General features: G+C 69.4%; 23 protein-coding genes and 1 pseudogene. 13 read left to right on the top strand and 11 right to left on the bottom strand.

All coding sequences use genetic code 11. The annotated features are described in order from the left end of the window. Positions 1 to 222: pseudogene (locus ACF073_RS38580) on the bottom strand (IS701 family transposase); the annotation flags it as partial. Here ACF073_RS38580 and ACF073_RS38575 point away from each other — a divergent pair. From ACF073_RS38575 to ACF073_RS38550, 6 genes are read left to right on the top strand one after another with little or no spacing between them, the layout of a single operon-like run. Then, the gene (locus ACF073_RS38575; protein ID WP_392076174.1) at positions 221 to 952 is read left to right on the top strand and encodes a sugar nucleotide-binding protein; all 732 of its coding nucleotides are present in this window, start codon (positions 221 to 223) and stop codon (positions 950 to 952) included. The pseudogene ACF073_RS38580 and the gene ACF073_RS38575 overlap by 2 nt on opposite strands. Positions 953 to 973: 21 nt before the next feature. Continuing rightward, positions 974 to 2,185, top strand: a complete 1,212-nt coding sequence (locus ACF073_RS38570) for an SIS domain-containing protein (RefSeq protein ID WP_392076173.1) — start codon at positions 974 to 976, stop codon at positions 2,183 to 2,185. Between the two features lie 16 nt (positions 2,186 to 2,201). Continuing rightward, entirely contained in the window at positions 2,202 to 2,867 is a 666-nt protein-coding gene (locus tag ACF073_RS38565; RefSeq protein ID WP_392076172.1) for an RraA family protein, read from the top strand. Between the two features lie 12 nt (positions 2,868 to 2,879). Beyond that, on the top strand, positions 2,880 to 3,932 hold the full coding sequence (locus tag ACF073_RS38560; RefSeq protein WP_392076171.1) for a DUF2332 domain-containing protein: 1,053 nt from the start codon (positions 2,880 to 2,882) through the stop codon (positions 3,930 to 3,932). 13 nt (positions 3,933 to 3,945) lie between these two features. Beyond that, complete coding sequence (locus tag ACF073_RS38555) at positions 3,946 to 4,713, top strand: sugar phosphate nucleotidyltransferase (protein WP_392076170.1); 768 nt, start codon at positions 3,946 to 3,948, stop codon at positions 4,711 to 4,713. Then, positions 4,688 to 5,518, top strand: coding sequence for an alpha/beta hydrolase-fold protein (locus ACF073_RS38550; protein WP_392076169.1), 831 nt, complete (start codon positions 4,688 to 4,690; stop codon positions 5,516 to 5,518). Before ACF073_RS38555 ends, ACF073_RS38550 begins: the two co-directional genes overlap by 26 nt. 16 nt (positions 5,519 to 5,534) lie before the next feature. On the opposite strand, the gene galE is transcribed toward ACF073_RS38550, so the two are convergent. Beyond that, positions 5,535 to 6,530, bottom strand: a complete 996-nt coding sequence (gene galE, locus ACF073_RS38545) for a UDP-glucose 4-epimerase GalE (RefSeq protein ID WP_392076168.1) — start codon at positions 6,528 to 6,530, stop codon at positions 5,535 to 5,537. A gap of 366 nt (positions 6,531 to 6,896) precedes the next feature. Between galE and ACF073_RS38540 the strand changes: the two genes are divergently transcribed. Then, positions 6,897 to 8,351, top strand: a complete 1,455-nt coding sequence (locus tag ACF073_RS38540; protein ID WP_392076167.1) for a hypothetical protein — start codon at positions 6,897 to 6,899, stop codon at positions 8,349 to 8,351. 8 nt (positions 8,352 to 8,359) lie between these two features. Here the strand turns inward: ACF073_RS38540 and ACF073_RS38535 are convergent, their stop codons facing one another. Further along, on the bottom strand, positions 8,360 to 8,881 hold the full coding sequence (locus ACF073_RS38535; protein WP_392076166.1) for an NUDIX hydrolase: 522 nt from the start codon (positions 8,879 to 8,881) through the stop codon (positions 8,360 to 8,362). A gap of 213 nt (positions 8,882 to 9,094) precedes the next feature. Between ACF073_RS38535 and amcB the strand changes: the two genes are divergently transcribed. The 4 genes from amcB (at position 9,095) to ACF073_RS38515 (ending at position 11,951) form a co-directional block, all read left to right on the top strand. Beyond that, positions 9,095 to 10,246, top strand: a complete 1,152-nt coding sequence (amcB, locus tag ACF073_RS38530) for a cyclophane-forming radical SAM peptide maturase AmcB (RefSeq protein WP_392076165.1) — start codon at positions 9,095 to 9,097, stop codon at positions 10,244 to 10,246. Beyond that, on the top strand, positions 10,243 to 10,434 hold the full coding sequence (gene amcA, locus ACF073_RS38525; protein ID WP_392076164.1) for a multiple cyclophane-containing RiPP AmcA: 192 nt from the start codon (positions 10,243 to 10,245) through the stop codon (positions 10,432 to 10,434). The genes amcB and amcA overlap by 4 nt, the downstream gene beginning before the upstream one ends. Before the next feature lie 74 nt (positions 10,435 to 10,508). Then, positions 10,509 to 11,195: a pentapeptide repeat-containing protein gene (locus ACF073_RS38520; protein WP_392076163.1), complete on the top strand. Its 687-nt coding sequence runs from the start codon at positions 10,509 to 10,511 to the stop codon at positions 11,193 to 11,195. A 30-nt stretch (positions 11,196 to 11,225) separates the two neighbouring features. Then, positions 11,226 to 11,951 carry a hypothetical protein gene (locus ACF073_RS38515; protein ID WP_392076162.1) on the top strand — a complete coding sequence of 242 codons (726 nt, stop codon included), beginning with the start codon at positions 11,226 to 11,228 and terminating at the stop codon, positions 11,949 to 11,951. Positions 11,952 to 12,053: 102 nt separating this feature from the next. Here the strand turns inward: ACF073_RS38515 and ACF073_RS38510 are convergent, their stop codons facing one another. The 7 genes from ACF073_RS38510 to ACF073_RS38480 all read right to left on the bottom strand — a co-directional run bounded on the left by ACF073_RS38510 (position 12,054) and on the right by ACF073_RS38480 (position 21,302). Continuing rightward, entirely contained in the window at positions 12,054 to 12,956 is a 903-nt protein-coding gene (locus tag ACF073_RS38510; protein ID WP_392076161.1) for an NUDIX domain-containing protein, read from the bottom strand. Positions 12,957 to 13,105: 149 nt separating this feature from the next. Continuing rightward, positions 13,106 to 14,299, bottom strand: coding sequence for a M15 family metallopeptidase (locus ACF073_RS38505; RefSeq protein WP_392076160.1), 1,194 nt, complete (start codon positions 14,297 to 14,299; stop codon positions 13,106 to 13,108). A gap of 71 nt (positions 14,300 to 14,370) precedes the next feature. Beyond that, positions 14,371 to 15,786, bottom strand: a complete 1,416-nt coding sequence (locus ACF073_RS38500; protein WP_392076159.1) for an NUDIX domain-containing protein — start codon at positions 15,784 to 15,786, stop codon at positions 14,371 to 14,373. An 814-nt stretch (positions 15,787 to 16,600) separates the two neighbouring features. Beyond that, complete coding sequence (locus ACF073_RS38495; protein WP_392076158.1) at positions 16,601 to 17,566, bottom strand: enoyl-CoA hydratase/isomerase family protein; 966 nt, start codon at positions 17,564 to 17,566, stop codon at positions 16,601 to 16,603. Positions 17,567 to 17,648: 82 nt separating this feature from the next. Beyond that, entirely contained in the window at positions 17,649 to 18,887 is a 1,239-nt protein-coding gene (locus tag ACF073_RS38490) for an acyl-CoA dehydrogenase family protein (protein WP_392076157.1), read from the bottom strand. 37 nt (positions 18,888 to 18,924) lie between these two features. Then, positions 18,925 to 20,187: an NADH:flavin oxidoreductase/NADH oxidase family protein gene (locus tag ACF073_RS38485; protein ID WP_392076156.1), complete on the bottom strand. Its 1,263-nt coding sequence runs from the start codon at positions 20,185 to 20,187 to the stop codon at positions 18,925 to 18,927. Between the two features lie 80 nt (positions 20,188 to 20,267). Continuing rightward, on the bottom strand, positions 20,268 to 21,302 hold the full coding sequence (locus tag ACF073_RS38480) for an AraC family transcriptional regulator (protein ID WP_392076155.1): 1,035 nt from the start codon (positions 21,300 to 21,302) through the stop codon (positions 20,268 to 20,270). A 105-nt stretch (positions 21,303 to 21,407) separates the two neighbouring features. Between ACF073_RS38480 and ACF073_RS38475 the strand changes: the two genes are divergently transcribed. Both ACF073_RS38475 and ACF073_RS38470 read left to right on the top strand, forming a co-directional pair. Next, positions 21,408 to 22,124 (top strand): hemolysin III family protein, encoded by a 717-nt coding sequence (locus tag ACF073_RS38475; RefSeq protein ID WP_392076154.1) that lies wholly within the window; start codon positions 21,408 to 21,410, stop codon positions 22,122 to 22,124. 31 nt (positions 22,125 to 22,155) lie between these two features. After that, on the top strand, positions 22,156 to 23,742 hold the full coding sequence (locus tag ACF073_RS38470; RefSeq protein ID WP_392076153.1) for a succinic semialdehyde dehydrogenase: 1,587 nt from the start codon (positions 22,156 to 22,158) through the stop codon (positions 23,740 to 23,742). Between the two features lie 553 nt (positions 23,743 to 24,295). Here the strand turns inward: ACF073_RS38470 and ACF073_RS38465 are convergent. Further along, positions 24,296 to 26,464, bottom strand: a complete 2,169-nt coding sequence (locus ACF073_RS38465; protein WP_392076152.1) for a hypothetical protein — start codon at positions 26,462 to 26,464, stop codon at positions 24,296 to 24,298. Positions 26,465 to 26,539: the final 75 nt, after the last annotated feature.

The raw sequence follows: 26,539 nt of genomic DNA, 5'->3' as shown, positions 1-26,539 counted from the left end.
GTCGATCCGGTTCAACAGGCGGTGGATTCGGTCCGGACCCGCATGACCTGCCTCCTCCGCCAGCGTCCAGCCGTTCTTCCGCTCCAGCGGAGCGACCAGCCCGCGCATATACGCCAGCGCCGATGCGCGCGGCTCCGACCTTGCAAAACGGTGAACGAACCGCTCGTGCAGAGCCCTCAGTTCACCCGCCCACGACCGAACATCAGACGGTTCCCCACCCATGAGCAGACCAACGAACCAGCTGCCCAACCGTCACAGCAAAGACCGTTGCAGTATTAGTGCACCGGAGAGGGCTCGCGCGGGAAACGTGGATGCGGCCCGGCTGATCGCCGAGGGCGCTCGCCGGTGCGGGGCCCAGCTGGTGCACATCTCCAGCGACTACGTCTTCGACGGGACGGCGCCGCCCTACCGGCCCGACAGCCTCCCGAATCCGCTGAACGCCTATGGCCGGTGGAAGCTGCTGGCCGAGCACGCCGTGCGCGGGGACTGCCCGGACGCGGCGATCCTGCGGCTGCCCGTGCTGTACGGGCCCGTGCGGTTCGCGGCCGAGACGAACCTGACCGAGATCGCCCGCCAGGTCGCTGCCGGCGCCCCGGTCGAGCTGGACGACGTGTGTGTCCGCTACCCCACGCACGTGGACGAGGCTGCCGAGGTGTGCCGCCGGCTCGCCGGTGCCCTCCTGCAAGGGCAGTGCCTGGGCTCGGTTGCCCACTGGAGTGCGGAGCAGGGCATGACCAAGTACCGGATGGCGCTGCTGATCGCGCGCAGGTTCCACCTGCCCGCCGATCACGTTCGCGCCGGGGACGCGGACGCGGCGTCCGGGGACCGGCCGGTCGACTGCCGCCTCGACTGCCAGGACCTGCCCGCGGCCTTGGGCCCGGCCAGCCGCCTGTTCGACATCGAGTTTCCGCCCGTAGTCGAGCCCTGGATGATCCCTGCCGGGCCCGCTTGAGGGACGAAGGAAGGACCCATCGTGACCACGCTTGTGTACGAGGACTTCGCCCACGCCTACGTGACCGAGGTGGGCGAAGCCGTCCGCCGCATGCTCCCTGGCGGCACCGAGGCCGTCGGCCTGCTGGCCAAGGCCACTGCCGGCGGCGGCGAGATCCGTGCCTTCGGCAACGGCGGCTCCTCGGCGATCGTCCGCTCGGCCCTCCTGCAGCTCCACGCGCAGGCTGGAGTGCCGGTGAACGACGCGATGATGAGCCCGGCGACCTTGGCTTACACCGCGCAGCGAGACGAGTACCGGACGGCCTTCGCGCGGTCGCTCGCCAGGGGCATCGGCCGGGTGGACCTGGTCATCGTCGCCAGCGTCAGCGGCCGGTCGGCGAACATCCTTGAGGCCGTCCGGCTCTGCGCCGAACACCGCGTGCCGGTGCTGGCGCTGGTGGGCGGCGACGGCGCCCAGATGGAGCCGGCCAGCGGCATGGTCTGGGCGACCGGAACCACGGACCAGCAGATCAGCGAGGACGCCATGCTGACCGTGCTGACCCTGGCCGCCGCCACCGCGCTCGGCCCTGGCACGGAGCCGCTGCCGGCCCGAGCGGAGCGGCACCTTGACGCCCTGGCCGCGGTGGACACCGAACTGCTGGGGGCCTTCCTGCGGGAGGCGACCGAGGCCGCCCGGGACGCGATCCGCAACCGGCGCCGGATTTACGTGCTGTGCCCGGACGGCGGGCCGCTCGCTCTCGTCGGCGAGCACTTCGCGCACAACCTGCGCTGGGACGCGCCGCTCGGCGTCGACGGGGTACAGCCCCCGCTCGTCGTCTGCGATCCGTCGCTGGCCGACATGAGCGCGATCCTCAACGACCACCCCGACCCCGCCCACGGCGTCCGCCACCAGCTCAGCAGCGCCAGCCCCGAAGACGTGGTCTTCCTCCTGGCCTACGACTCGGCCGGCAGGACGACCCGCGAGGCCGTCACCGCTGCCACCGCGGCAGGCACCCGGCCGTTCCTCCTGCACCGGGACGGCTCCAGCCGCTCCGGGGCCGGGGCGCGTGGCTTCCGGCTGCCGCGCGTCGACGACTTCGTCCTCGCGGCCCTGGTGCAGTCCATCGCCCATCTGCTGTGCCGGACCACCCGCGCCGCCCTCGACGCAGACCAGGCCGGCGCGCTGTCGGCCGACGACCTCATGGCGCAGGACTTGGCGCCGCTCCGCGAGCTCTCCGACACCCCGTCCCTCTGAACGAAAGGCACCGACCATGCCCGTACGCGAGATCCACACCGACATCGTCCGCCCCGACCGCAGCGAGATCGCCGACCTGTCGCGGATCCCCGTCGCCTCGATCGTGGACGCCCTCGGCAAGACCGGCGCCCTCTCCCACTGCCTGCGCCTTCAGACCCCCGGCCTGGTCCTGTGCGGCAGCGCCGTCACGGCGCAGGGCCCGGACGTAACCGTGCGCCGCGCGGCGATCGACCTGGCGCAGCCCGGCGACGTGGTCGTGGTCGCGGCCGGCGGCGGCAAGGAACGCTCCTGCTTCGGCGGGGTGACCGCCGCGCACATGCAGACCCGGGGCATCGCCGGGGTCCTGGTCGACGGCATGGTCCGCGACCTGGCTGAACTGCGCCGCATCGCCTTCCCCACCGTTGCCCGCGGCGCCACCCCGCTCAACTTCGACTACCCCGCCGGACAGGAGGACGGTGCGGTCAACGTCCCCGTGGACATCGACGGCGTCTGCATCACCCCGGGGGACGTCGTGGTCGGCGACGAGGACGGCACGGTCATCATCCCCCGCGACCAGGTCGCGGCCGTCATCACCAAGGCGCAGGCGTCCATGGCCGCCGAGGAAGAGAAGTGGTGGGCCCGCCGGGGCCAGAGCCTCGGTGCCGTGCAGCAGCTCGCCAACTCCGGCTACACGATCATCTGAGGAGGCCCCCCGATGACCGACCACACCCAGCTCGCCGAGACCTTCCGGCGATTCGCCGACCAGCAGGCCACGGGCCCGTCCCCGCTGTACGCCACCCTGTCACGTGCCATCGCCCGCACCCCCGAGCTGCTCGACCTCGCGGCCCTCACCCGGCCGGGACAGCCCGCCCCGAACATGCTGCTCGGGGCCGTGCACCACATCCTCCGCCGCGGCGTGAAGCACGCGCTCGCCCCCTATTTCACCGGCCGCGAGGACCTGACCGACGACCGAGCCGCCGACCTGCTGACGGACTTCTGCCGCCGCCACGCCGAAGCCATCCGGCAGATCATCTCGACCCGGGCCGTCCAGACCAACGAGGTCAACCGCTGCACCGTCCTGCTGCCCGCCTTCGCCGCGCTCCAGCAGCAGCTCGACGACGGCCGGCCGATCAGGATCGTGGACGTGGGCGCCAGCGCCGGGCTGGCCCTGCTCTGGGACCGCTACACCTACGACTACGACGGGCACCGGCTCACCCTGCCCGGCAGCGACCCGGACACGGTCCTGCACTGCGAGATCAAGGGCGGGACGCCGCCCCTGACTCTCGATCCAGAGCGGTTCGCATCTCCGGTCGGGATCGAACCGCATCCGGTCGACGTCACCGACCCCGTGGCCACCGAGTGGCTGGTCAGCCTCACCTGGCCCGAACAGACCGGCCGGATGCGCACCCTGAACTCCGCCCTGGCGCTGGCCGCCCGCACACCTCCGAAGATCCTGGCCGGCACCGCCCAGGACCACCTCACCGACCTCGTCGCCGATACCCCCGACGACCAGCACCTGGTCCTCGTCTTCTCGTGGTCGATCTACCAGATCTTCGGCTCACCGGGCGGCCGGGAACGCCTCGTCGACACCCTCACCGAGCTGAGCCGGCGCCGCCCGCTGCACGAGATCTCCATCGGCCACTTCGGCAACGCCACCCCCCGCATGATCATGGCCAGCCACGACGGTGGCGAGAGCCGCTCGGACATCGTGGCCCACTGCGACGTCTACGGCACCTGGCTCGACTGGCTGGCCACGCCGGGTGCCTGACAGGAGGGACGTCATGTCGCGCACGCTCACCAGGGCGGTCGTGGCCGCCGGCGGGGCCGGGACCAAGATGGCCCCGATCACCCGCGTCCTTCCCAAGGAGATGCTGCCCGTCGGGCGGATGCCGATCCTCGAGCACCTCGTCCACGAGCTGCGCGCGGCCGGGACCACCGAGGTGCTGTTCGTGATCTCGGCACGCAAGCCGCAGATCCCGGCCTACTTCGGCAGCGGGGCCGCGTACGGCATGGACTTCTCCTACCGGGTCCAAGAGGACAGCGCCGGCCCCGGCGCCCCCGTCCTCGCCGCCGAGACATGGACCCAAGGTCAACCGTTCGTCCTCGCATTCGGGGACAACCTGATCCGCGGCGCCGCCGATAGTCAGACACCGCTCCAGCGGCTCGTCTCCGGCACGGCGGACTGCTCCGTCCTGACCCGCATCTTCCCCGCGGACAGCATCCCTGCGCACGAGACTCTCCTGGGCGCGGCCGACGCGCCCGGGCCCGGGCCAGCTGCGGTCGCCTTCGGCAGGGACCTCCTGGACCACGCCGGTGCCCAGTGGGTGTACGCCTGCGCAGCGCGCTGGGTGCTCGGGCCGTTCGTCTTCAAGGCCCTGCGCGCGTGCCCGCCCCGACCGGGCGGCGAGCTCTACCTCATCGACGCCATCCGGCGCTGGATCGCCGCCGGAAACCACCTCACGGCGCTGCCGCTCCGGCCGGACGACCTCCGGTTCAACTGCGACAACTGGGAGACCTACCACGATGCCGTCGCCGCCCTCCGCCCATGAACCCCCACACAGCCAGGCGCACGTCCACGACGCCGACCCCCTGCCCGCGGGCACCCGGTTGGTCCTCTTGGACAGCCCGTTCCAACAGCCCGGCACGCAGGTCACCGTGATCTGGCCCGAGCAGCGGGTGCGCAGGGTTGTGCTCGCCCTGCCCGTCGAGAACGGCGACGGGCGCAAGTACGGCCACAGCCTCGCCGAAATCGGACGGCTCCCGGCTCACCTGCGCGAGGGGACCGTCTTCGCCGCACCGACGTTCAGCGAGTCGCCCTGGCTGGTCAACCACGCCACCCGGGCCGACTGCCAGCAGGAGGACCACCTCGTCCGCGTGGTCGTACCAACGGTCCTGGCCTTGCTCGGCACGCAGGCCCAGCCTCCGGTGCACCTGCTGGGATTCAGCAAGGGAGGCTTCGCCGCCCTCAACCTGCTGACCCGTCACCCCGACCTCTTCGCCGTCGCCAGCGTCTGGGACGCCTCATTGCTCAGCGACCGGCCGCCCCACCCACAGCTCGTGGACGTCGCCGGCAGCCCCGCACCGCTCGACGAGTACGACGTACGGCAGAACCTGCGCCGCCACGCCCAAGCCCTCCAAGGGGCTCGCCGCATCGCGCTCGGGGGCATCGGCACCCTGGAAGCCGACTGGACTGCCGGCCGCCAGCTCCTCGAAGCGCTCGGCATCCCCCACGACGCCTACCCGGACGCACGGGCGGACCACCGGTGGGACACCGCGTGGCTCGCTCCCGCCCTGGAACACCTGCTCGCTCTCGAAGCCGGCTTCCTCCCGGGCTCGAGGGCCCGGGAGGAGTGAAGGCGGGAGGGAGGGATCAGTCCTTCAGCAGGTCGTCGCGCACCGGGATCCAGTCCAGGGCGGAGCGGATGCCGTCCTCCAGGGACAGCTTCGGCGTCCACCCCAGCAGCTCGGCCGCCCTGTCGCTCTTGGTGTAGCCGCCGGCGACGTCACCGGGCCGCGGGTCAGCGTCGATGGTGGCCAGGGGGGTGCTGACGACGTTGTTGAACGCGGCGCACAGCTCCCGGACGGTGGTGCCTGATCCGGTGCCCAGGTTGATCGCGATCGAGCGCTTCGACCCCGTGAGGATGGAGTCGAAGCGCTCGATCGCCGCGATGTGGGCCGCGGCGAGATCCCAGACGTGCACGTAGTCCCGGATACCGCTGCCGTCGCGCGTCGGGTAGTTCGTCCCGGTGATCGGGAACGGACGGCCTTCCTGGTGCGCCTGGATCAGCACACCCAGGGCGTGGCTGGGCCGCTTGAGCTGGAGTCCGGTACGCAGCTTGGGGTCGGCCCCGACCGGGTTGAAGTACCGCAGCGACAGCACGCGCGGCCCGGCCACGGCGATGTCGGCGAACATCTCCTCGCACACGGCCTTGGTCCGTGCATACGGGCTCTGCGGCGCCAACGGTGAGTCCTCGTTGACGGGCGAACCGTCCTCGGCCTGGTAGATGGAGGCTGAGCTGCTGAAAATGATGCGGTCGCAACCGTTGCGGTGCAGGTGCTTGACGAAGGCCAGGCTCTTGGCCACGTTCGCCTCGTAGTAGCCGATCGGGTCCGCGACGGACTCCGGCACCACGATCAGCGCCGCGCAGTGCACCACGGCGGAGATGTCCGGGTGCTCCGAGAAGATCCGGTCGACCAGCGCGCCGTCCGCGATGTCGCCTTCGTAGAAGGTACGGCCCTCGGTGAACTCGCGGCGGCCCCGAACGAGATTGTCGAGGATCACAGGGGTGATGCCCTGGTCCAGGCAGGCCGAGGCCACAGTGCTGCCGATGTAACCGGCGCCACCGGCGATAAGAACCTTCACCACGATTTTTTCTCTCCCGGCCTCGTTCCAGCCCAAGTAGGCGACCGGCAGCAAGGCTAGCGGAGAAGCCAGGCGGAGGGTGCTCGGTTGCCCCTCCGCTCGGCGCCCTGACGACCTGAGGTTCGGACTCCCCCGAGCAGTCACCGGTCGTCCTCGTGGTTAGGTGGGGTGGACCAGGGGGACGCGGCTTACCTGGTCGGTGACGATCTCCTCTACGCCAAGCCACACCGCGGTGTCACCAGCCTCGCGCCGAACAACGTACGGCCTTGAGCGCCGGGTAGCGCCGTGACCCTTGAACGCGCGTTGTCTCTAGTCGAGTTGGGTACGGTCCGACCGGCGGTCTGGGTCGTTCGGCGGCGGAGGCGAATCATGAAGAGCGTGCACGTGGGGCTCGCGGCGTTCGAGACCAGAGCAAGCGAGGCTGCCCGGACCCTGCTGAACAACCAGGGATACGACGGCGGGTGGGGCCTCACCCTGACCTCGGTCTCGTCGATCGTCAACACCAGCGAGGTCCTGCCGATACTGCGGGCCGCCGGCATCGCCGGACAGCCGGTTCGCCAAGGGCTCGACTTCCTCACCGGCGCCATCCCGGAGCACTCGCGGCCTCGGCCCAAAGGCGGTCGTGGCGAGCACACCCGGTTCATCGCCTTCGGCCTGGCCGGACTGCTGTCCCACCCGCGCTTCTTCCACCACAACGGCGTCGCAGAGACCGCGGCCTGGTGCGTCGGCTGGCTGGAGGACCACCAGGTCGACGACGGGTGGCCCGAAGTCCTCGGACTCGACGACACCTCGCTGCACCAGACCGCCCTGGTGGTGCACCGGCTTGCCGAGCTCAGAGACGCCCTCCACGACTTCGGCCCCAGACTCCTCTTACCCGGCGGGGTGGAGACCACCAGCCTGTTGGAGCGCGTCGAACCGCTGATCGACCACGGAGTGCACGGCCTGCTCTACCACCGGCGCCCCAGCGGGGCATGGGGGTGGCGTACCTACATCGACACCGACCCGAGCCCGAGCAAGACCGCGCTGTGCCTGCTCGCGCTGTCGGCCGTCTGTGCGGGAACTGGGCCCGGCGGCGAGCCCGCCTACCGGGACGTCCCGCGGGAGGTGGGCGGGGTGCACGGCCCGGTGCAGCACAAGCGGCTGTCCGACGTGGTCGACGAGGCCGGCCAGTGGCTGCTGCGCAACCACCACCGGTGGGAGGAGTTCGTCGAGGACGACAAGGACGTGCAGGGCACGGCCTGGGAGCACATGGCGTACGCGCTGTGCACCCAGGCCGCCATCCGGGCGGGCGCGAGCCCGCGCGATCCCCGCCTCGCCAAGGCGTGGAAGTTGATGAACGACCTGTGGGACCCGGAGGCCGGGCTGTGGAACGAGCCGGGTGCCTCGGGCAAGCGCGCCACCATCCGGGCCGCGTACTACACGGTGTCGGCCTACGAGGAAGCGATGCAGCGTCTGGCCCGGATGAACCTTGCCGACACCACCTCCGAGGACGCGAGCGAGGTGTCGGCCGAGATGGTCATCGTCCATGTCGCCCTCGGTCCGGGCCGGACCGTCCTCCTCGGGGCACGCGACAGCGAAGGAAGCGTGGCGTGTGAGCTGTCGGAGCGCCTGTTCGACGTGGTGAAGGTCGTGCACGACGCCCCCGAGGCGGGAATGTCGACCGAGCGGATCGCGGCGAAGCTCTACGTCGCGCCGTCCTCGGTGCCCAAGTACGTTCAGCGCCTCAACCAGGCCGTCTCCGCGGCCTTCGGTGGAGCTCCGGCTCGGCTGCTGCTGGCCAGCACGGTGGACGGGGCCGGCGGGTATCGCCTCGCGGGACGGTAGGCCGCCGCCTATGACGTGGCGCGCTCCCCGGCCAGCGGGTAGTTCAGAAGGGCGAACCGCGCCAGGGAACGGACCTGGTCGAAGGTCTTGAGGGTGTCGAGGTCCTCCAGGCCGAACCAGGCGGCCCCGTGCACCTCTTCGAGCTGCGCCTCCACGGCCTGTTCCCGGGTGCCCGGCTGCCGCTGGACGTAGAAGAACTGGACCAGCGCTGGCGTCGGAAAGCCTTCGCGCTCGATGTCCACGTAGAACGGCACGGGTTCAGGAGTGGCGTTGTGGTCGGCCGGGTGGATGGATGGCTGGCTGGAGATCGCCTCCACCAGCAGCCCCGTCTCCTCCTTGAACTCGCGCACCGCCGTGCCCGCGAAGGACTCCCCGGGCTCGATATGACCGCCTGGCGGAACCCATTTATCGAAGCGGTTGTGGTGTACGAGCAGCACTTTGCCACGCTCGACGAGGTAGCCGGAGCAGCAGTACACCAGACCGATATCGCGGGCGGTCTGGCCGTCGTGGATCAGAATCGAGCGAGGCACCCCGTCACGATAGCTCACAGGGAAGCACTCGAACTCCCGTGCAGGTGAAGCCACTTCAGCGCGGTGTCATTGCCGCGCCGATGACATGTCATCGGCAATGACAGCGCGATGTCATCGCGTACACGTCATCACGGGTCGGATCCTGGTCGTATCCCGCTCCGCGGCACCACTGCGGGCCGGCGTTGCCCTCTGTCCGTTGAGGAGAGGACCCTGATGCGCTCTCGCTCCTTCCTGTGGCGTGCCCGGTACCAGCAGCGGTTCGCGGCCCCGCAGACCGTGGTGGTGCAGCCCACGACCTGGTGCAATCTGGACTGTCGGTACTGCTATCTGCCGTTTCGCAAGCTCAAGCACCAGATGCCCTTGGAGGTGGCCGAGGCCCTGGCGCAGGCGGTGGCCCAGTTCGACGACAGCGGCCATCCGATCGGCATCGTCTGGCACGGCGGGGAGCCGCTCGCCGTGAGCCAGCAGAAGTTCGCCGCCCTGCTCGCGCCGTTCGAGGCCCTGCGGCGGGCGGGCCGAGTCCACCACTATGTGCAGACCAACGCGACGCTGATCACCGAGACGTGGTGCGACCTGCTGGCCGCGTACGGCGTCCGCGTCGGGGTGAGCATCGACGGGCCGGCCGCCTTGAATGCCGAGCGCGTCGACCTGCGGGGCAAGCCCGCCTTCGACCGGATCCTGTGCGGCATCTCGCAGCTGCGCGAGCACGGCATCCCGTTCTCCGTCATCTCGGTGGTCGGCACCATAGGCATCGCGATGCCGGAGGAGCTGCTGGAGTTCTTGGCCTCTCTGGGCGGCCATTCGGTGGGCTTCAACATCGAGGAGATCGAAGGGGTCAACACCGACCGGCAGCCGCCCACCGCAGTCCAGGCCGAGGAGTTCTGGCGCCGCATCCTCTCCTGGGCCCGCGAGCATCCTGGTGCCCCTGCGGTCCGGGAAGTCGAACGGCTCGCCGAGTACCTGAAGCTGATCCGTTCCGGCCAGAGAGCTGAGTGGGACCGGCGCCGCCTCGACCCGATCCCCACCGTCTCCTGGAAGGGCGACGTGGTCCTGCTCTCCCCGGAACTCGCGGACACGGCGGCGCCCGAGTACGGCGACTTCGTGGCCGGCAACATCCTCGACCGTCCCCTGCCCGAGATCCTCCGTGATGCTCACCGGCTGCGCTACGTGCGCGACTTTCTTACCGGCCTGGACCGCTGCCAGGCCGAATGCGAGTTCTTCGACTTCTGCCGCGGCGCCCAGGCCGCCAACCGCTACTTCGAGAACGGCGACCTCACGACCACCGAGACCAACTATTGCCGGGTCTCCCGGCAGGCCCTGGTCACGGCCCTGTCCACGCTCGCAACCAAGGAGGCTGTTGCATGAAGATCCTGGACCGACTCGCCGCATCCGACACCCCCGTCGTGATGGAGTTGATAGCCACGCACGACGCCCCGCCCCCGGTGATCGTTGAAGGAGCGTGGGACAACCGGCCTACGTGGGACAACTGGGCGAAGAACCCGGCTCCCTTCGACAACCGCCCGACCTGGGACAACTGGAACAAGAAGAAGTGAGTCGTCCCGCTGCTGGCACGCCCCTGGGCGTGCCAGCAGCGGGACGACCGAGCCACTGCGCTGAAAGGCTGTTGATGGACACCCGCACGATCCGCCGTACGAGCGTCACGCTCCCTGCCCTGAACGAGCCGGGCCTCTACCTCTCCAACGTCACCTCGCTGGAGGGCGGCCGTGGCCGGGTGGCGGAGTTCCAATACGCCGACGCCGACCTGCGGGACCTCGACCTGGCCGACACCCACCTGATGGGCGGACGGATCACTGGCGTCAAGGCCCAGCGCACCCGCCTGGAGAAGCTCCGCGTCGACTCCGTCGAGTTCACCGGATGCGACCTGTCCTCCCTGCAGTGGACCGACAGCAAGATCTCCCGAGCCGTCTTCCGCGACTGCAAACTCATGGGCGCCGCACTCGAAGACGTGACACTCGACAACGTCCTGTTCGAGAACTGCAAACTCGACTACAGCACCCTCACCCGCGTCCGGGCCACCGGACCCGTGATCTTCGCCAAGTGCTCTCTGCGCGAGACCACCTTCGCCGCCGCTGACCTCGGCACCGCCCTGATCGACGACTGCGATCTACGGCTGACCGAGTTCGACGGCGGGAAGTACCGCGGCCTGGACCTCCGGGGCAACGACCTCTCCCAGCTTCGCGGCCTGACCTCGCTCAAGCAGGTCGTCATTGACCACGCCCAGACACTCCAGCTGGCCGAGGCCCTCGCCGCCGAGCTGGACGTCACCTTCGGTGAAGACCTCGACAACAAGTAGCCCCCGCACCTGCCCTCGGGAGGCACGGCCATGGGCCCGCGACTCGCATTCGACACGTACGACGACATACGCGGCCGGTGCGACACCGCACCGGTCCGGCAGACCGACAGCGAGCACGGCTACGACCGCGGCGCCATCGTCCCCAGCGACGACTGGGTACCCCTCACCGCCGACGGGGCCGAGCGGTACCAGGCCGACGACTCGGCGCCGGACAGCATCCGCATCGAGCTCGTACGCCGACCGCTGCCGCCGCTCGACCCGGACGACCTGTCCGACCGGCTCGAAATCGCCGCCCGCCTCGACCCCCTCAATGGCCGCTGGCCCACCACCCTCCTGGGATGCGCGTCCAGCCCCGGTAACTGGACTACCACCACAAAGGACTCCACCACCGGCCGACGCATCGGCCTGCACGTCGACAACTTCGACCGGCTGCCGTACCCCAGACGCCACCAGGGCCGCCGGCGACTCTGCCTCAACCTCGGCCCCGGCCCGCGCTACCTGCTCATCGGAGACCATGACATTCAACAGATCTGCCGTACACTCCACGCCAACCCGGACCGGCAGCACCCCCATACCGAGGACGTCCGTAGGTACGTTGCTGCAGGGCACCAGCTGCGCTGTCTGCGCATCCGCCTCGATCCGGGCGACGGCTACATCGCTCCGACCGAGTTTCTTGCTCACGACGGTTCGACTGCCGGAATCGACCAGCCCTCGGTTGCTGCCTTCTGGCTCGGCCGGTCGCCAAAGGCGTCATGACCGATTAGCCACCAAACCGATTGTCTCTGGCCGTAGATCTGCCAGGCCCGGGTGTTGGTGTCCTCGGCGGGCACGGTTGCCTCCTGGTAGGGGTGGTGAAGGTCAGGTGTGCGTGATCAGGAAAGTGGGGCCCTCTCCGCGCCTTGCTCGTTCGATGGCGTCGAGGCGGGCGAAGGCGCGCGGTGCCATCAGCTCCTGCCAGGTCGCGAGGTCGTGGACGGCCCACATGTCGTGCTCGGCGGGGTCGAGGCGAATCCGGCCGATCTGCTCGGCGGTCAGCCGGCCTCCGTCGAAGATGAGCCCCACCTTGTTCAACGGCAGGCGCGAACCGGCGTGCAGGAAGTGCGTGAGGAGCAGCTTCGGCGTGTCCATGCCGAGTTCGAGGCCCGTCTCCTCGACCGCCCCGCGCCGAGCGGTCTGCAGCGGGTCCTCGCCCGGGGCGCCCAAGTTGCCGCCGGGAAACTGCCAGAGTCTTGAGCCGTAGACCGAGCGGAGCTGGACCGGTCGGTCGTGCTCGTCGCGGATGTACAGGCAGCCGTACACCGTGTGGTGGGGCACCGTCTGCGCGTACTGCGTGGGCGTCATCGGCATGGGGCGGCCGGGCCGGGCAGGGCGGTGGTCGAAGGCGAGGGCAAGAACACCGAGCGCTTCCTTGGCCGGCGGGTAGATGCTGCGGAGGTTGGCGAGCAGCTCTCCGGGCGGCCCGTCCGGGTCGATGCGCGCGGTGTCCTCCGAGTTGAGCAGGTCGTCGAAGGAGGGGCACGGGGTGATCCGCTGCACGATGACGTCGAGTTCCCGCCCGGTGTCCCGGTCGTGGAAGACGACCGTGTCGCCGACGCCGACGGCACGCTTGTTCGGGGTGGCCACCCTCACTTCGATCGTCTTGCGGCCTGCTTCCACTTGGCGGTAGTACCGCCCGAGCAGGTGCATGTGGTGCTCGCGTGGTTCGTCTCCGGCCGCCGGATTCGGGGCGGCTGGGATCGCCTGCTGGGTGTCGTCAGGCATACGTGCCTCCGTTCGGCGTATCCGTCCGTTGCCGGTCTGGAGAGCGCAACCACCCGAGGGGCGGTTGCCGCTCTCCTGTGCTTCCGGATCGGCGCGGGCGGTGAGGAAGTGGACGAAGATGCCGGCGTGCTGACGAAGATGCCGGCGTGCTAAGGCAGCTCGATCGGTCCGTAGCGCGCGTGCGGCTCCTGCCGCATCAGCGCGTCGTAGCGGTCCGCTGCCGAGAAGTGCCAGAACTCGGTTCCGTAGTTCGTAAAACCGGCGGCCTCCATGGCGTTGAGCAGGAGCGTGCGGTGGTGGCGCGCGCGGTCGCTGAGGTTCGGTGCGTGTGTGAAGCAGGCACCGTCGCTCTCCTCGGGGGAGGCGTTGACGCGGGTGCCGAGGTCGAGTTCGTGGCCGTCCTGGTCGACGAGGGTGACGTCCACGGCCGCGCCTGCGGAGTGGGGCGCGATCTCCGGCGGCGACACGTACCGGCTGGCGGCCTGGTGCAAATGCTCCGCTGTCCAGTCGGGGTGAGCGGCGGCCAGCTCGTCCCGGTATTCGGTGAAGTAGCGCTGCTGGAGGGCCAGCGGCCGGTAGCCCTCGATGAACAGCAGGTCGGTGCCGCCGGGCAGGAGCGAGCGGGCATGCTCCAGCCGGGCCAGGACGCCCTCGCGGACGTGGGCGAACGCCCCTTGCGGATCCTGCTTACGGGGATCGACACGGAAGTTGTGGTCACGCACGTCGATGAGCGGCTCCCCGCACTCGCGGACCGGGATCGCGGCGACCCGCGGATCGGACATCAACACCAGAGGGTTCATCGAGTCTCCCTGTGACGGCTTGCACTGAGGCGGCGGGATGGTGGAAACAGAGGCCAGGCCGGTTTCGCGCCGGATGCGCGCGACGGTATTCTGTAGCGTGCTGTCGGCCGGGATCACGGTCTCCAGACCGCGAGGCAATAGATCCAGCTCGCGGTACCAGGAGGCGAGGTGGCTGTCGGTGACTTGCTCCAGGTACGCGGCATCAGCCTTCGACGTGTGCCGGGCAAACGTGTTTTCCAACGGCACGTCCAGGTAGTAGCAGCTGGAGACGCCGCGGTGGTCCCGTACCAGAGACGTGATCATGTGGCCGTAGCGGTCGGCGTACAGAATCCCTTCGAGGACCACGTGAAAGCCGGCGTTCAGTGCTTCGCGTGCGATCCTGCCCAGCAGGGCGATGTTGGCGCCGCGCGCGGTGTCGTGTTCCCTGAGCACGTTCCGGCGGATCACGTCCTGGCCCACGATCGCGATACCGCGGCCGTAGTGATCTCGCAGGCCCTGGGCCACGCTTGACTTGCCGGACGCCGAGTTGCCGCGGATCACCACGAGGCGGGTGTCCTTACGGCCGGCCCCAGTTGCCGTGGACGCACGGCGGTCTGCGCCGCTCGGGGTGCCGGTCACGCGGGCCAGCCCGTCTCGCTGTACAGCTCCCCGTTCTGGATCTTTCCGATGGCCACTCGGGTGTAGGGGACGACGTTGTCGGGGAGCGCGGCGGGATCCCAGAATCTCCACTGGGTGCACTTGTCCGGCTCGCGCAGCTCTGGCTCGCCGCTCCAGACGCGGGCGCGGAAGAATGGGCCCATGCGGGGCCGGTCCCCGGCCTTGTCGATGTGGTGGACCACGTGGACGAGTTCGACGTCCCTTCGCTCGATGTGCAGGCCGGCTTCCTCCCGCGCCTCCCTGATCAGGCAGCTGATGGCGTTCTCCTGCTCGCAGTGGCCGGCCAGGACGTGCCAGGTGGACGGCGCGAACGCGGAGTCGGGGTGGCGCAGCCCGAGCAGCACCGTCCCATCGGGGCGCTCCAGATAGAGGTGGACGCCGATGACGTTGAGGACCGTGCCGTGCGGGCAAGCTCGGTGCTCCTCCTTCGGGGCGAGCCTGCTCTGCGGCGCGGTGGGGGCCGGGAGGCTGGCGGCGTGGCGCCGTACGAGGTCGCTGGTGGTGTCCGCGATGCGTAGGCGGTGGAGGTCGCCAGGGGCGAACCAGGCCAGCATCACCCCTTCCGTCAGCGTGAGTTCGCGCGGGTCGCCGTTCCAGCGGCCGGCGTAGATGGCGATGGGCACCGTCCTGCCGGCGTCGTCGGAGGCGTACTCGGTGCCGAACGGAGTCAGGTCGGCGAGGTCGAGGTCGGCTTCCTCGGCCAGTTCGCGGCGCACGGTGTGTTCCAGGGTGGCGTCCTGGGGCTCTCGGCCGCCGCCCAGCAGGGACCACATGCCCGGCTCCCAGATCTCGCCGGGGAAGTAGTCGCGCAGGTGGAGCAGGTACTCACCGTGGTCGTTGTAGATCAGTGCGGAGGCGTTGGCCGTCTCCGGTTCGCCCTGGAGCGGGAGCTTGAGGAGCTTCTCGCGCAGGGATGTTGAGGCCACCTTGTCCACGGGCCGCCACTCGATGCCGCCGACCTCCTCTTCCTGCAGCGTCACCTCCACCTTGCTCGCGGTGTGCAGGCGGAAGAGGAACCGGAGGTCGAAGTGCTGGTGGCCGGGTTCGCCTTTGCCCGGGCGGGCGTCAATGTCGTGGATGTCGATGTCGAAGGGCACCGTCTCGTATCCAGGCCACGGCGTGACGGCCTGGGGTGGGATCCCGGTCTCCTCGTGCAGTTCCCGCAGCGCCGTCCCTGCCAGGGACTCATCAGAGGGCTCGGCGTGTCCGCCGGGGCAAGCAGGTGGGTTCGGGGAATTCTGGCCGCTCAGTCGCGGGAACCTGCGCGTTGGTGGGCGACAAGGCGCTCTGCACGGACGAGTTCCGGCCTCGGGACTGATGGGCTCGCGTGTTGAGGTGTCGCGTATTCCTTGTCGCTGAGAACTCGGTCTCACGTTGAGTGACGCGAGCCCGAGCTGCGGGCCGACCGCGTTTTGAGGACAGTAAGCCTCTCCGACGGCCGCAACGGCGAGATCGCCGTCCGTCTCCGTGCCCCTCGGCGGCACGGTCTTCGTCAAGGGGATGCGACAGAATCACAAACAAGCGTGGACGCGGCAGCGGGAGGCCAACGGGGCTCTCTACGTACGCGACGTCGCCCCGGCTCTGCTGCGGCACGTCCAGGAGGCCGAGTGGGATCTGCTCGCCTTCGAGGACGTCGACGGCCGCCAGGCGGTCTACGCCCCCGGCTCCGACGACCTTCCGCTGGTCGTGGATGTCATGACGCGGCTCGGGGACCACCAGAAGCCGCACATCGCGACCGAGCTGCTCGCCACCATCGAAGACTCCGAACACCGGCGGCTTCTCCGCCACTTCGCCACCCGGCACCAGATGTGGCGGCTGCCGACGAAGGCGGCGAAGGGACTGCTGGGGCGCTCCCGGACCAACCACACCAAGCAGGAAGTCACCCAGGCCAGCGCCTTCCTCACATGGCTCGCCAGCCGAGGACGTGCCATCAGGCAGTGCCAGCAGGCCGACATCAGGAACCAGTCAGCCTCACGGGCGCTGATCGAGCGCGCGTTGTCCTCGTCGGGATCAGACCGGACCAATGGGACTTCGCTGGGCCACCACATCCATCCCCATGGCTCAGCGACGCGCAAAGTCCTGTTGCGGCGAGGAGGACCGGCGGCAATCGCGGCAGCGATCTCTGCTGACGGCAGACCGAGATCCATCGGCGGAAGACTGGTTTCAGACCGGGCGTCGCGATCACTTCTACCGTTCGTTCAGCCGCCCGCCGTCCAGCCAGGCCCGCGGGTTGGCGAGAAAGGGGGTTTCGCCGTGCTCCTCGCTTTCCTGGGCCAGGATCGGCAGAACTCGCTTGGGCGTCTCGGCGGTGCCGGCGGCGATGAAGGCGGCGAGCTCGTGGTCCAGGCCTCGACGCAAGGGACGGTCAGTGGCGGCGTAGGCGAGGCGCTTGGCGGCTGAGACTGCTCCCCGGGGTCGTGTGGCGAGCCGGGCTGCGGCGGCCTGGGTGCGGGCGAGGAGTTCGTCGGACGGCACGAGGCGTTGGACCAGGCCGTAGTCGAGTGCCTGGGCGGCGTCGATGGTCGAGCCCTCGAGGATCATCTCGAGGGCCCGCCCGGGGCCGATGTGGCGGGTCAGTCGCTGGGTGCCGCCTCCGCCGGGCAGCATTCCGAAGAGGATCTCGCTCTGTCCGAAGACCACGGCGGGGTCGTCGGCGGCGTACCGGACGTCGCAGGCGAGGGCGATCTCGGTGCCGCCGGCCAGGGCCGGCCCGCCGATCGAGGCGAGGTAGACCACTCCCGAGCGGTTCATCCGCAGCGTCGACTTCTTCCAGCGGTGGGCCCAGAGAATGCCCGCGCCGAGGGTGCCCAGGCGCTCACCGACGGACTCCCCTCCGGGCAGGCCCAGGGCACGGTCGGAGGCTTTCCAGACGGGCAGCATCGTGCCGGGCCGGAGGCGGGGCAGTGGCAGGTTGACCATCGAGCCGAGCTCCTCGGCATCGACGTGGATCATGAACCTTGCGGGCAGGTCGCTGGTCAGCACGACCGCGCCGATGGTCGGGTCGCGGTCGACGGCGCGGGTGAGCTGGTCGAGGTCCTTTAGGAACGCAGTGGTGATCAGGTTGAGTGGCGGGTTGGCGTAGAACGCCGTGAGGACGCGCCCGTCCTGCTCCAGCCGAAGTGTGGTGAGGTCGAGTTCCAGGGCGCTACTCATAGGACTATCCCTACCGCTGCTTCGTGGCGAAGGTGGCGTTGCCACGCTGTGGTCGGGAGGCGCATGTCGGGCAGGGCGGACATCAGGCGAGTCCCGATGCTGAGAGCGGATTCCAGCCCTCGGTGGTGATGACGCCTTGGAGCTGGCGGCGTCGCATGCTGATGTTGCCGCCCTCGAAGACGGGGTAGGCCAGCGCGTTGAGCAGGTGGTGGATGATCGGGAAGTCCTTGTTGTAGGACTGCACGCCGACCACCTGGACGAGCTTGTTGATCACCTCGACGGCGGTCTCGGAGCCGAAGACCTTGGCGTGCAGCGCAAGCTCCAGTCCTGCGGGATCACCGGAGGCGACGGCGTCGAGGGCCTTCCAGGACAGCAGGCGGGTGGCCTCGATCTTGCCCTTGGCGTCGGTGAGGAAGTCGGCGACGGGGCGGTGCTTGATGATCGGCACACCACCGCCGCGGGTCTGCTCCTTGGCGAAGGTGAAGGCCACGTCGAAGGCGGCGCGCATGGTGGCGGTGGCCATCACGCCGACGGCTGCCGAGGAGGCGGTGAAGGCGATGTAGGTCAGGTCGGTCCCCATGCCCTCGGTGCCGATCAGGTTGCCCTTGGGCACGCGGACGTCTTCCAGGCGCACGGTCTGGGTGAGGTGACCGCGCAAGCCGGGCATGTCGAGGGTGTTGAGCACCTGGAGGTTGTCGGGCGTGAAGTGCTCCTTCTCGACCCCGATCAGGGAGACCCCGCCGGGGGTGCGGCACGCGACGACCATGAGCTCGGGGCCGGTGCCGTCCCAGCCGCCGAGGTTGGCCGACCACTGCTTCTCGCCGGTGATCACCCACTCCTCGCCGTCAAGGACGGCGGTGGTGGCGATCCCCTCGGCCGGGGCGGGCGCGGCGAAGTTGGCGGTGCCGGTCGGTTCGGAGAGCGCCATCACGGCCTGGGGTGATCCCTCGTCGGCCAGGAAGGGCGCGAGGAACCTGTTGATCTGGTCCATGTCGCCGCCGAAGTAGACCGGCGTCAGCGCGAGCAGGACCCCGCCGAGGGCCGCGACGAAGTCGGGCATGACGGTTGCCAGCTCCTCGGTCACGATCGCGGCGTCGACGCCGTTGCCCATGGTCCCGCCGAAGATCTCGGGGATCATGCCCTTGACCAGGCCGGCCGCCAGCGCCGCCTCGTGGGCGGGCTTGACCAGCAGCGCGGCCTCGTAGGGGTCGGTGGTGGAGCGGACCTGATCGACCAGCGGGGCGAGATGCTCCTGGGCGAAGGCACGGGCCTGGTTCCGGAGCTCGATCTGCTCGGGGGTGAGGGTGAACCCTATGGGCATGGGCTCCTCCGTTCTGCGAGTGGTCGGTGGCGGGTGGTCAGGCGATGCTGCGGCGGGCGGGCTTGCCGATCAGGCCGGTGGTGCGCATGTAGTGGGGCAGGTTGCGCAGCGGGTGCCGCTTGGGGTCGGGGTCCTTGCCCTGGCCGATGCGGCGCAGCTGGACGCCGTACCACATCAGTTCGCCCATCCCTTCGAGGTGCTTGATCCGCAGCTTCTTGATCGTGACCGGAACCGCGGCCTCGGTCCCGGCGATCAGGCGCCGGGGCAGGTCGGGCTCCAGGATGAGCGGTCGACCCAGACCGATCATGTCGACGGCGCCACCCTCAAGAGCCTCGGTCATGCCCGTGCGGGTGCGGAAGCCGCCGGTGACCATCAGCGGTAGCGTGGTGCCGCTGTCATCGATCGCCTTGCGGACCCGTTCGGCGTAGTCGAGGAAGTAGGCCTCCCGGGCCTTGGTGGAGGTCTTGACCTTGGCCCCGTTGGCGGCGTCGGCACCCATGAAGACCGTGGACTCGTAGTTGCCGCCGGAGATCTCCAGCAGGTCGATGCCCTCGGCTGCCAGGGCGAGGACGACGTCGGTGGACTCGTCCTCGGTCATGCCGCCGCGCTGGAAGTCGGCGGAGTTGAGCTTGACCCCGATCGGGACACCGGGCCCCAGGGCGGCTCGGATCGTACGGACGATCTCGATCAGGAAGCGGCGGCGGTTCTCCGGGGTGCCGCCCCACTTGTCGGTGCGCTGGTTGGTCAGCGGGGAGAGGAACTGGCTGATGAGGTAGCCGTGGGCGGCGTGGACCTGCACGCCGGTGAAGCCGGCCTCGACCACCGTCTGTGCCGCGGTGGCGAAGCGCGCGATGGTCTCGGAGATCTCGTCACCGCTCAGCGCTCGGGGCTTGCCGAAGACACCGGGGGCTCCGGAGACCGACGTGACCGACGGCGCCACCGCCTGATTGTTGCCGTTGAGGCCCTTGGGTGCCTGGCGTCCGGGGTGGTTGAGCTGGACCCATGCCTGGGCGCCCCCGGCGGTGGCCGCGGCGGCCCATTCCTTGAGCAGGGGCATGTGCCGTCTGTCCTCGACGGCCACGTTGCCGGGCTCACCGAGGGCGCGGCGGTCGACCATCACGTTGCCGGTGATGAGCAGGCCTGCGCCCGAGTGGGCCCACCGGTCGTAGAGGCGGATCAGCTCCGGTGTGGGTGCGTTGTCGTGGCTGCCGATCGCCTCGCTCAGCGCGGACTTCGCGATCCGGCTTGTCAGCGTCGTGCCTGAAGGGAGAACGAGTGGGGTGTCAAGGTCGTGGGACATGCCATGAACGCTAGGTACCCGTCAGGTCGTGCCACAGAGCCCAGGCGGCACGTAAGTTACTCGATCAGGCCCCCTTGGGATCAGGCGCCGCGGAGGCGCTGCACCCTGAAAGTGGAGCGGAACTCGCGCGGCCCCACTCCCTTCCAGCGCCGGAATGCCTGGGAGAAGCTGGAGACCTCCACATAGCCGAGCCGATGGGCGATGTGCTCCACCGGCAGCCCGCCGGCCAGCAGCAGCTCCTCGGCCAAGTGCTCCCGGACCTCATCGAGCAGGATCCGGTACGAGGTGCCCTCGGCAGTGAGGCGTTTGCGCAGCGTGCGCCCGCTCATGTGAACGGAGGCCGCGACAGTGTCCAGGGAGGGTGGATCGGCGATCCCTGCCAGAAGCTCGTCCCGGACCCGTCCGGCCACCCCGCTGCGAGCGCGACGGGAGTCCAGGAGCTGGCGACACTGCTCGATTGTCTGCGCGGCGGTGTGAGGGTTTGCCCCGGGTAGCGGCGCATCGACCACCGCACGGTCGATGACCAGCACGGTCTCTGCAGCGTCGAAGACCGGCTCAAGACCGAAGACATCACGAAAGACGCTGTCGCCCTCGGGCGGCGCTGGGAAGGCGAACTCGACACGAGTGATCGCCGCAAGACTCGGGGCGATCACGCGCTGGATCGTCATGATCGAAGCGGCATCACGCTCGACATAGAAGCGACGCACCGTCGGAGGAAGTTCAGGGGCATCGAGGCTGAGGATCAGATCGCCGTCGCGGTCTGCCTGTGCCTCGACGGTGCCCATCGCGAAGGCCAGGTCCAGGAACCTCAGGCCGACGTCGACGGCCTGACGCAGCGTGGGGCTGCTCAGCAGCGCGAACCCGTAGATGCCCTGCTCGGCCAGCCGGAACCGGCTGCCCATCTCCAGCCCAGGGTGACCCGACGGCACCAGCTCGACCAGGTTGCGGGCCACCGCGAGGTCGTGGCGTGGCGTGACCTCGGTTCCCGGGTCGAGCAACACCTCCGGCGTCAACCCGGTGCCCGCCAGGCACGCCTCCGCCGGCACGCCATGCTCCGCGGCGATCTGCGTCATCAGCAGCAGGCTGACCGGCGGCCTCGGCTGGTCCCAATCCATGGGGCCCAATCTAGTAACTCCGGGGCCTCGCTGCATCTGTGTCGGCCCTTCGCATATTGCCACGCTGAAGGCGGCCACCCTCATCACTTCGAGAAGGAAGAACCGATGTACGCCTATCCGAGCCCGCCAACGTCCGGCGCACTGGCCGCCTCGGCCGATGCTGACCTCGCCACCGGTGCCGGGGATCTGGTGTCCGTGATCAAGCCGCGCCTACGGGGCTGGCTCCACGCCGCCGCGGCGCCGCTGGTGCTGGCCGCGGGGATCGTGCTGATCGCTCTCGCACCGGCCGGGGCCGAAAGGATCGCGGCCGTGGTCTATGCCGCGACCGCGTTCGTCCTCTTTGCGACCTCGGCGGTCTACCACCGCGGCAGTTGGGGCCTTTGGGCCGAACTGGCGCTGCGGCGGGTGGATCACACCAACATCTACCTGATCACGGCCGGCAGCTACACCCCGATAGCGGTGGCCGCGCTCACCGGATTCGAGCAGGCCGCGATCCTGGCCTGGGTGTGGACTGGCGCAGCAGTGGGAATCGCGCTGCGGCTGGGCTGGCGCACCGCGCCACGAGCGCTGACCACCAGTCTCTACATCGCGTTGGGCTGGTCGATCATTCCGGTGATGGGCTCTCTCTTCGCCGCCTCCACCACGGCGGGGGTCCTGATCGTGGTCGGTGGCGGGCTCTACACCCTCGGCGGGATCGTCTACGCCGCCAAGTGGCCCGACCTCTCCCCGCGGTGGTTCGGCTTCCACGAGCTGTTCCACCTCTTCACCATCGCCGCCTGGACCTGCCAGTACATCGGCATCGCCTTGCTCTGCCTCGGCTGACCCAACCCACACGGATCCCTGAGGGGCCATCATGACCACCACTCCCACCACTTCCGCGGCTTTCGGCGTCCTCGGCTCGATCACCCCGGCCCTGCTCGCCCGGCTCGTCACCCGGGTCACCGCCGCTGCCGGCCACGACACGGTGACCACCCGGGCGCCCTACACCCTGGAGCCGCTCGCCACCCTCCCGGTCTCCTCCCCAGAGGTGGTCACCGAGGCGTTCTTCACCGCCCGCGCGGCCCAGCGCGCCTGGGCAGCCCGCCCGGCGAAGGAGCGCGCCGCGGTGCTGCTCCGGTTCCACGACCTGGTCCTCGACCGGCAGGACGAGGCCCTGGACCTGATGCAGGCCGAGAACGGCAAGACCCGCCGCGACGCCTTCCTGGAGGTCAGCGACATCGCCGCCACGGCACGCTACTACGCCCGCAAGGGGCCCTCGCTGCTCAAGCCGCACCGGCGCCGCGGCGCGATTCCCGGCCTGACTCACACCCGGGAGCTGCACCACCCCAAGGGCGTGGTCACCGTGATCTCCCCGTGGAACTATCCGCTCTCCATGGCCGCCGGCGACACCATCGCCGCGCTGATGGCCGGCAACGCCGTGGTGCAGAAGCCCGACACCCAGACCGCCCTTACCGCGCTGTGGGCCCACGAGCTGCTCACCGAGGCCGGCCTCCCGGCCGGTGTGTGGCAGCTCGTCGTCGGATCCGGCTCCTCGATCGGACCAGCACTCATGGCCGGTGCGGACTACGTCATGTTCACTGGCTCGACCGCCACCGGCCGCTCCATCGCCCGCGACGCCGGGGAGCGCCTCATCGGCGCCTCCCTGGAGTTGGGCGGCAAGAACCCGATGCTGGTGCTGGCCGACGCCGACCTGGACCGGGCCGTGGAGGGCGCGATCCGCGCCTGCTTTCCCTCCGCCGGGCAGCTCTGTGTCTCGATCGAGCGGCTCTACGTGCACGACTCGCTGTACGACGAGTTCACCACCCGGTTCTCCGCCCGCACCCGCGAGCTCACCCTGGGAGCTGGATTCGACTACGGCTACGACGTCGGTTCCCTGACCAACCCCGCCCAGCTGTCCACGGTCACCGCCCACGTCGACGACGCCGTGGCGAAGGGCGCCACCGTGCTCGCCGGCGGCAAGGCCCGCCCCGACCTCGGTCCGCTCTTCTACGAGCCGACCATCCTCACCGGCGTCACCTCCGACGCCGTCTGCTACCGCGCCGAGACCTTCGGGCCGCTGGTCTCGATCTATCCGTTCTCCACCGACGAGGAGGCGATCGCGCTCGCCAACGACACCGAGTACGGGCTCAACGCCAGTGTCTGGACCACCAGCCCTCGCCGCGGCCAGCAGGTCGCCGCCCGGATCCACGCCGGCACGGTCAACATCAACGAGGCCTTTGCCGCTGCCTGGGGCAGCGTCGACGCCCCGATGGGCGGCATGGGCGACTCCGGCCTGGGCCGGCGCCACGGCGCCGACGGCCTGCTGAAGTACACCGAGGCCCAGACCATCGCCCACCAGCGACTCCACCCGATCGCCCCACCCCTCGGCATGGACCATGACACCTGCGCCAAGGCGATATCCACCGGCCTGCGCCTGCTGAAAAGGGCGCGAGTGTGCTAACGAGTAAGGGCGTGAGGACAGTTGAAGTTCCTTAGTCCTCGAATCCGCAGACCGGAACGCCGCGCCACTCGCCCTCCAAGTCGCTGGCGGAAGGATGGAAGCGGCCCATCGGCAGCTCTGGTACGTCCTCCACGGCGTCGAGGTAGCGCAAGCAGTCGAAGCGGGGAGGAACATGCACAAGTGATCGGGTGCCGTCTATTCGCACCTTCACCGCGGGCTCGGGGGGTGTCCTTCGCGTTGTTGGCAAGGAGTGTCGGTACCCGTTTCGGCTGGGCGTGTTCCACGCTGTAGAGCCAGCCGCGGGTGGGGTGGATACACGACCAGTTGGGCCGGGATCCGCAGGGCTTGCAGCGCACGACCGCGACCGGGCCATGTCCGCCGGGGCTCAGCCCCCGCTCCCGTAACTGCCGCCGGGTGAGCAGCCCTTCGGGAACCTCCCCACGGTCATGTTCGCCCCACGCGGGTTCGCGGAATCTCGGATGGTGTGAGTGAGAAACACGCGCGTCAGCCTCCCTAGGTAGTCGAGTAGGCGGTGGGTTCCTGGGCTTGCCCGTCACCGTAGCCGGTCGGGGCGTTTATCCGGATGGGCGGCGTAGATGTAGATCAGGGCGGTGTCAGCGGTGATGCCGAACACGCGCATGAGGTGGACTGGGTCGACGGTGACGCGGGCTTCGTCGACGATGCGATCGCGTCGCAGCTGGGTGAGGTTGATGCCCAGCGGATTGAATATGCGCCATAGGTAGACGGCGTCGACAGGTCCGGTCTCTGCGGCGGTCTGTTGGCTGATGAACAGATGCGGATTGCGCGTCGCAGGCCAGCGCCGGTATCGCTCGTGGAGCCACAGGTTGAGGAGGCTGACGGTGACCTCGTCGAGGTGGACGACGCGAAGTGCGTGACGACGCCGGATGAGCAAGCGGCTGCGGCTCAGGGACAGATCGTCCACGAGGATGCGCGTGAGTTCGCGTTGGCCGACCGCATGGATCGCGACGAGAGCCACGGCCAGGCGATCAGCGGCTCCGCTCGCGCGGTCGACGAGCCCGGCGACCATATCGCTGGGGAGCGTGCGCGGCGGCCGTGTAGGGCCATGAGGCACGATGACGCCGCGGGTGGGGTCGCGGAAGATGGTCTTGTTGCGCTTGAGCGTGCGGAAGATGCTGCGTAGAGCGATCCCCATGTGGCGTGCCGCCTCGCCCACTTGGGATTCGATTGCGGCGTCGACGTCGGCCGGGGTCACCTCTCGCAGTGTCCGGTAGCGTCGCCCCCACTCAACCAGGGCGGGGTGGGCGTAATGGAGGTAGTTCCTGATCGTGGCGTAGCGGGCGTGGGGCCGACCGTTGCGATCTTCCCTTCGCAGCAGCACGACCCACTCTTCGATCTCTGGGCTGATGCTGGACGGCAGGCTGGCGATGATGCGGTGCGAGGCATGCTCGCGTGGTTCGCTCTGGCGCGCGGTATCAGGGATGACCAGGCTGTTGTCGGCCAAGAATCGCAGCGCCCTGCGGGTCCGCAGCCCCACTTCGGTCAGGAGTCTGATGTCCTGCTCGGGGATCGGGGCTGCGTTGCCGAGCCATCCGAACAGGACGCGAAGGGTCCTGACCGAAGTGGAGAGATTCTCGCTGCTCCAACCGTGCTCCTGGCCGTGGCGCTTGAACCGATCCAGCATGCCGGCTGCCGCTGGCGACAAGGAGTAGCTCTCCAGCATCGCCCGCGCGTTCACCCAGTCCCGCCGAAGGTTGAACAGCTCACCCTGTCCCGAAACGAGCAGGTGGGGCGAGAGGCTGACGGGCGAGGGCGCGGCAGTCAGCTTCCTGTCGCTGGGGGACGAGGGCTCGGTGCGCCGCCAACTCAACTGGAAGGGGCGTTCGGACAGCCCGACGACGCTGTCGGCGAGCCATAGCTGGCACCAGTCGGAGCCGTGAGCGTCGATGCCCTGCTCCTGGACGTGCAGCAGGCAGGCACGGCACCATCCGTCGCGTATGGCCAGTGCAGGATGCTGACAGCGCGCACAGACGCCCGCGGAGTCAGGGCGGTTCAGTGCCCAAGCCCGGCAGGCCGCACACATCTCTGCGGTGCCGCCGAATGCGCCGCAGAGCGCGCAGCTTCGCGGTTCGCGCCCCACGACGACGTTCGGCCCGCGTGGGGCGGGACGCAGCTCGCAATCCGGGGCAAGCAGTCCTGAGCGACGCAGGGCCTCGGCGGCGGCACCGGCGAACCGCGGCATACAGGCCAGGACGGCGTCGTCGACCAGCGTCTTGCCCTCCGCCGCGGCCAACGCGAGGGCAAGCCGCACGACGTCGCGGGCGACCGGGAGCCACCACTTCGTGTAGCTGCGCTCCGCGATGAACTCGGCCAGTGCCGGCTCGACGGCGTCAAGACCAAGGATCGGACGGTCACGGATTCGGCTCGCGAAGTCGATGCTGATGCGCCCGCGGTACTCGAACAAGGCCATCTGCCCGGGAACGGCCGGCGGCAGCACACGTGGATCGTCGGCCACCGGATCGGGCCGCTGCGCCCGTGCCCACGTCGGGAGGTGGTACCGACCGTCGGCGTGCTTCCGATAGGGGCCGAACGGCTGCGCCGGACGCTTGGGCAGCCCCTGGAAGATCAGTGTGAGCTGCACCGGCCGGGGACTTGAGGTCAGCCTGAAGTACCAGTCGGCGTCGGTAGCGACGACCTCCTCGACGCAGGGCCGGCACAGGTCTTCCGGATTGACGAACCACACCCGGTCACAGCGTCGACAGGCGCATTCGCGACGATCCGGCTTCGACCTGGTCTGGTGGCACGGCGAGCAGTAAGG

It is taken from the genome of Streptomyces sp. NPDC015171, from assembly GCF_043079545.1.
Taxonomy (GTDB): Bacteria; Actinomycetota; Actinomycetes; order Streptomycetales; family Streptomycetaceae; genus Streptomyces.
Note: the sequence above shows the minus strand (reverse complement) of the source record. Positions and strands in the feature narration are given on the sequence as shown.

Bases quoted from the DNA above. Each gene is read 5' to 3' on its own strand.
- ACF073_RS38575 (WP_392076174.1), top strand. From the start codon at position 221: ATGAGCAGACCAACGAACCAGCTGCCCAACCGTCACAGCAAAGACCGT.
- ACF073_RS38565 (WP_392076172.1), top strand. From the start codon at position 2,202: ATGCCCGTACGCGAGATCCACACCGACATCGTCCGCCCCGACCGCAGC.
- ACF073_RS38560 (WP_392076171.1), top strand. From the start codon at position 2,880: ATGACCGACCACACCCAGCTCGCCGAGACCTTCCGGCGATTCGCCGAC.
- ACF073_RS38555 (WP_392076170.1), top strand. From the start codon at position 3,946: ATGTCGCGCACGCTCACCAGGGCGGTCGTGGCCGCCGGCGGGGCCGGG.
- ACF073_RS38550 (WP_392076169.1), top strand. From the start codon at position 4,688: ATGCCGTCGCCGCCCTCCGCCCATGAACCCCCACACAGCCAGGCGCAC.
- ACF073_RS38540 (WP_392076167.1), top strand. From the start codon at position 6,897: ATGAAGAGCGTGCACGTGGGGCTCGCGGCGTTCGAGACCAGAGCAAGC.
- amcB (WP_392076165.1), top strand. From the start codon at position 9,095: ATGCGCTCTCGCTCCTTCCTGTGGCGTGCCCGGTACCAGCAGCGGTTC.
- amcA (WP_392076164.1), top strand. From the start codon at position 10,243: ATGAAGATCCTGGACCGACTCGCCGCATCCGACACCCCCGTCGTGATG.
- ACF073_RS38520 (WP_392076163.1), top strand. From the start codon at position 10,509: ATGGACACCCGCACGATCCGCCGTACGAGCGTCACGCTCCCTGCCCTG.
- ACF073_RS38515 (WP_392076162.1), top strand. From the start codon at position 11,226: ATGGGCCCGCGACTCGCATTCGACACGTACGACGACATACGCGGCCGG.
- ACF073_RS38510 (WP_392076161.1), bottom strand. From the start codon at position 12,956: ATGCCTGACGACACCCAGCAGGCGATCCCAGCCGCCCCGAATCCGGCG.
- ACF073_RS38495 (WP_392076158.1), bottom strand. From the start codon at position 17,566: ATGAGTAGCGCCCTGGAACTCGACCTCACCACACTTCGGCTGGAGCAG.
- ACF073_RS38490 (WP_392076157.1), bottom strand. From the start codon at position 18,887: ATGCCCATAGGGTTCACCCTCACCCCCGAGCAGATCGAGCTCCGGAAC.
- ACF073_RS38485 (WP_392076156.1), bottom strand. From the start codon at position 20,187: ATGTCCCACGACCTTGACACCCCACTCGTTCTCCCTTCAGGCACGACG.
- ACF073_RS38480 (WP_392076155.1), bottom strand. From the start codon at position 21,302: ATGGATTGGGACCAGCCGAGGCCGCCGGTCAGCCTGCTGCTGATGACG.
- ACF073_RS38475 (WP_392076154.1), top strand. From the start codon at position 21,408: ATGTACGCCTATCCGAGCCCGCCAACGTCCGGCGCACTGGCCGCCTCG.
- ACF073_RS38470 (WP_392076153.1), top strand. From the start codon at position 22,156: ATGACCACCACTCCCACCACTTCCGCGGCTTTCGGCGTCCTCGGCTCG.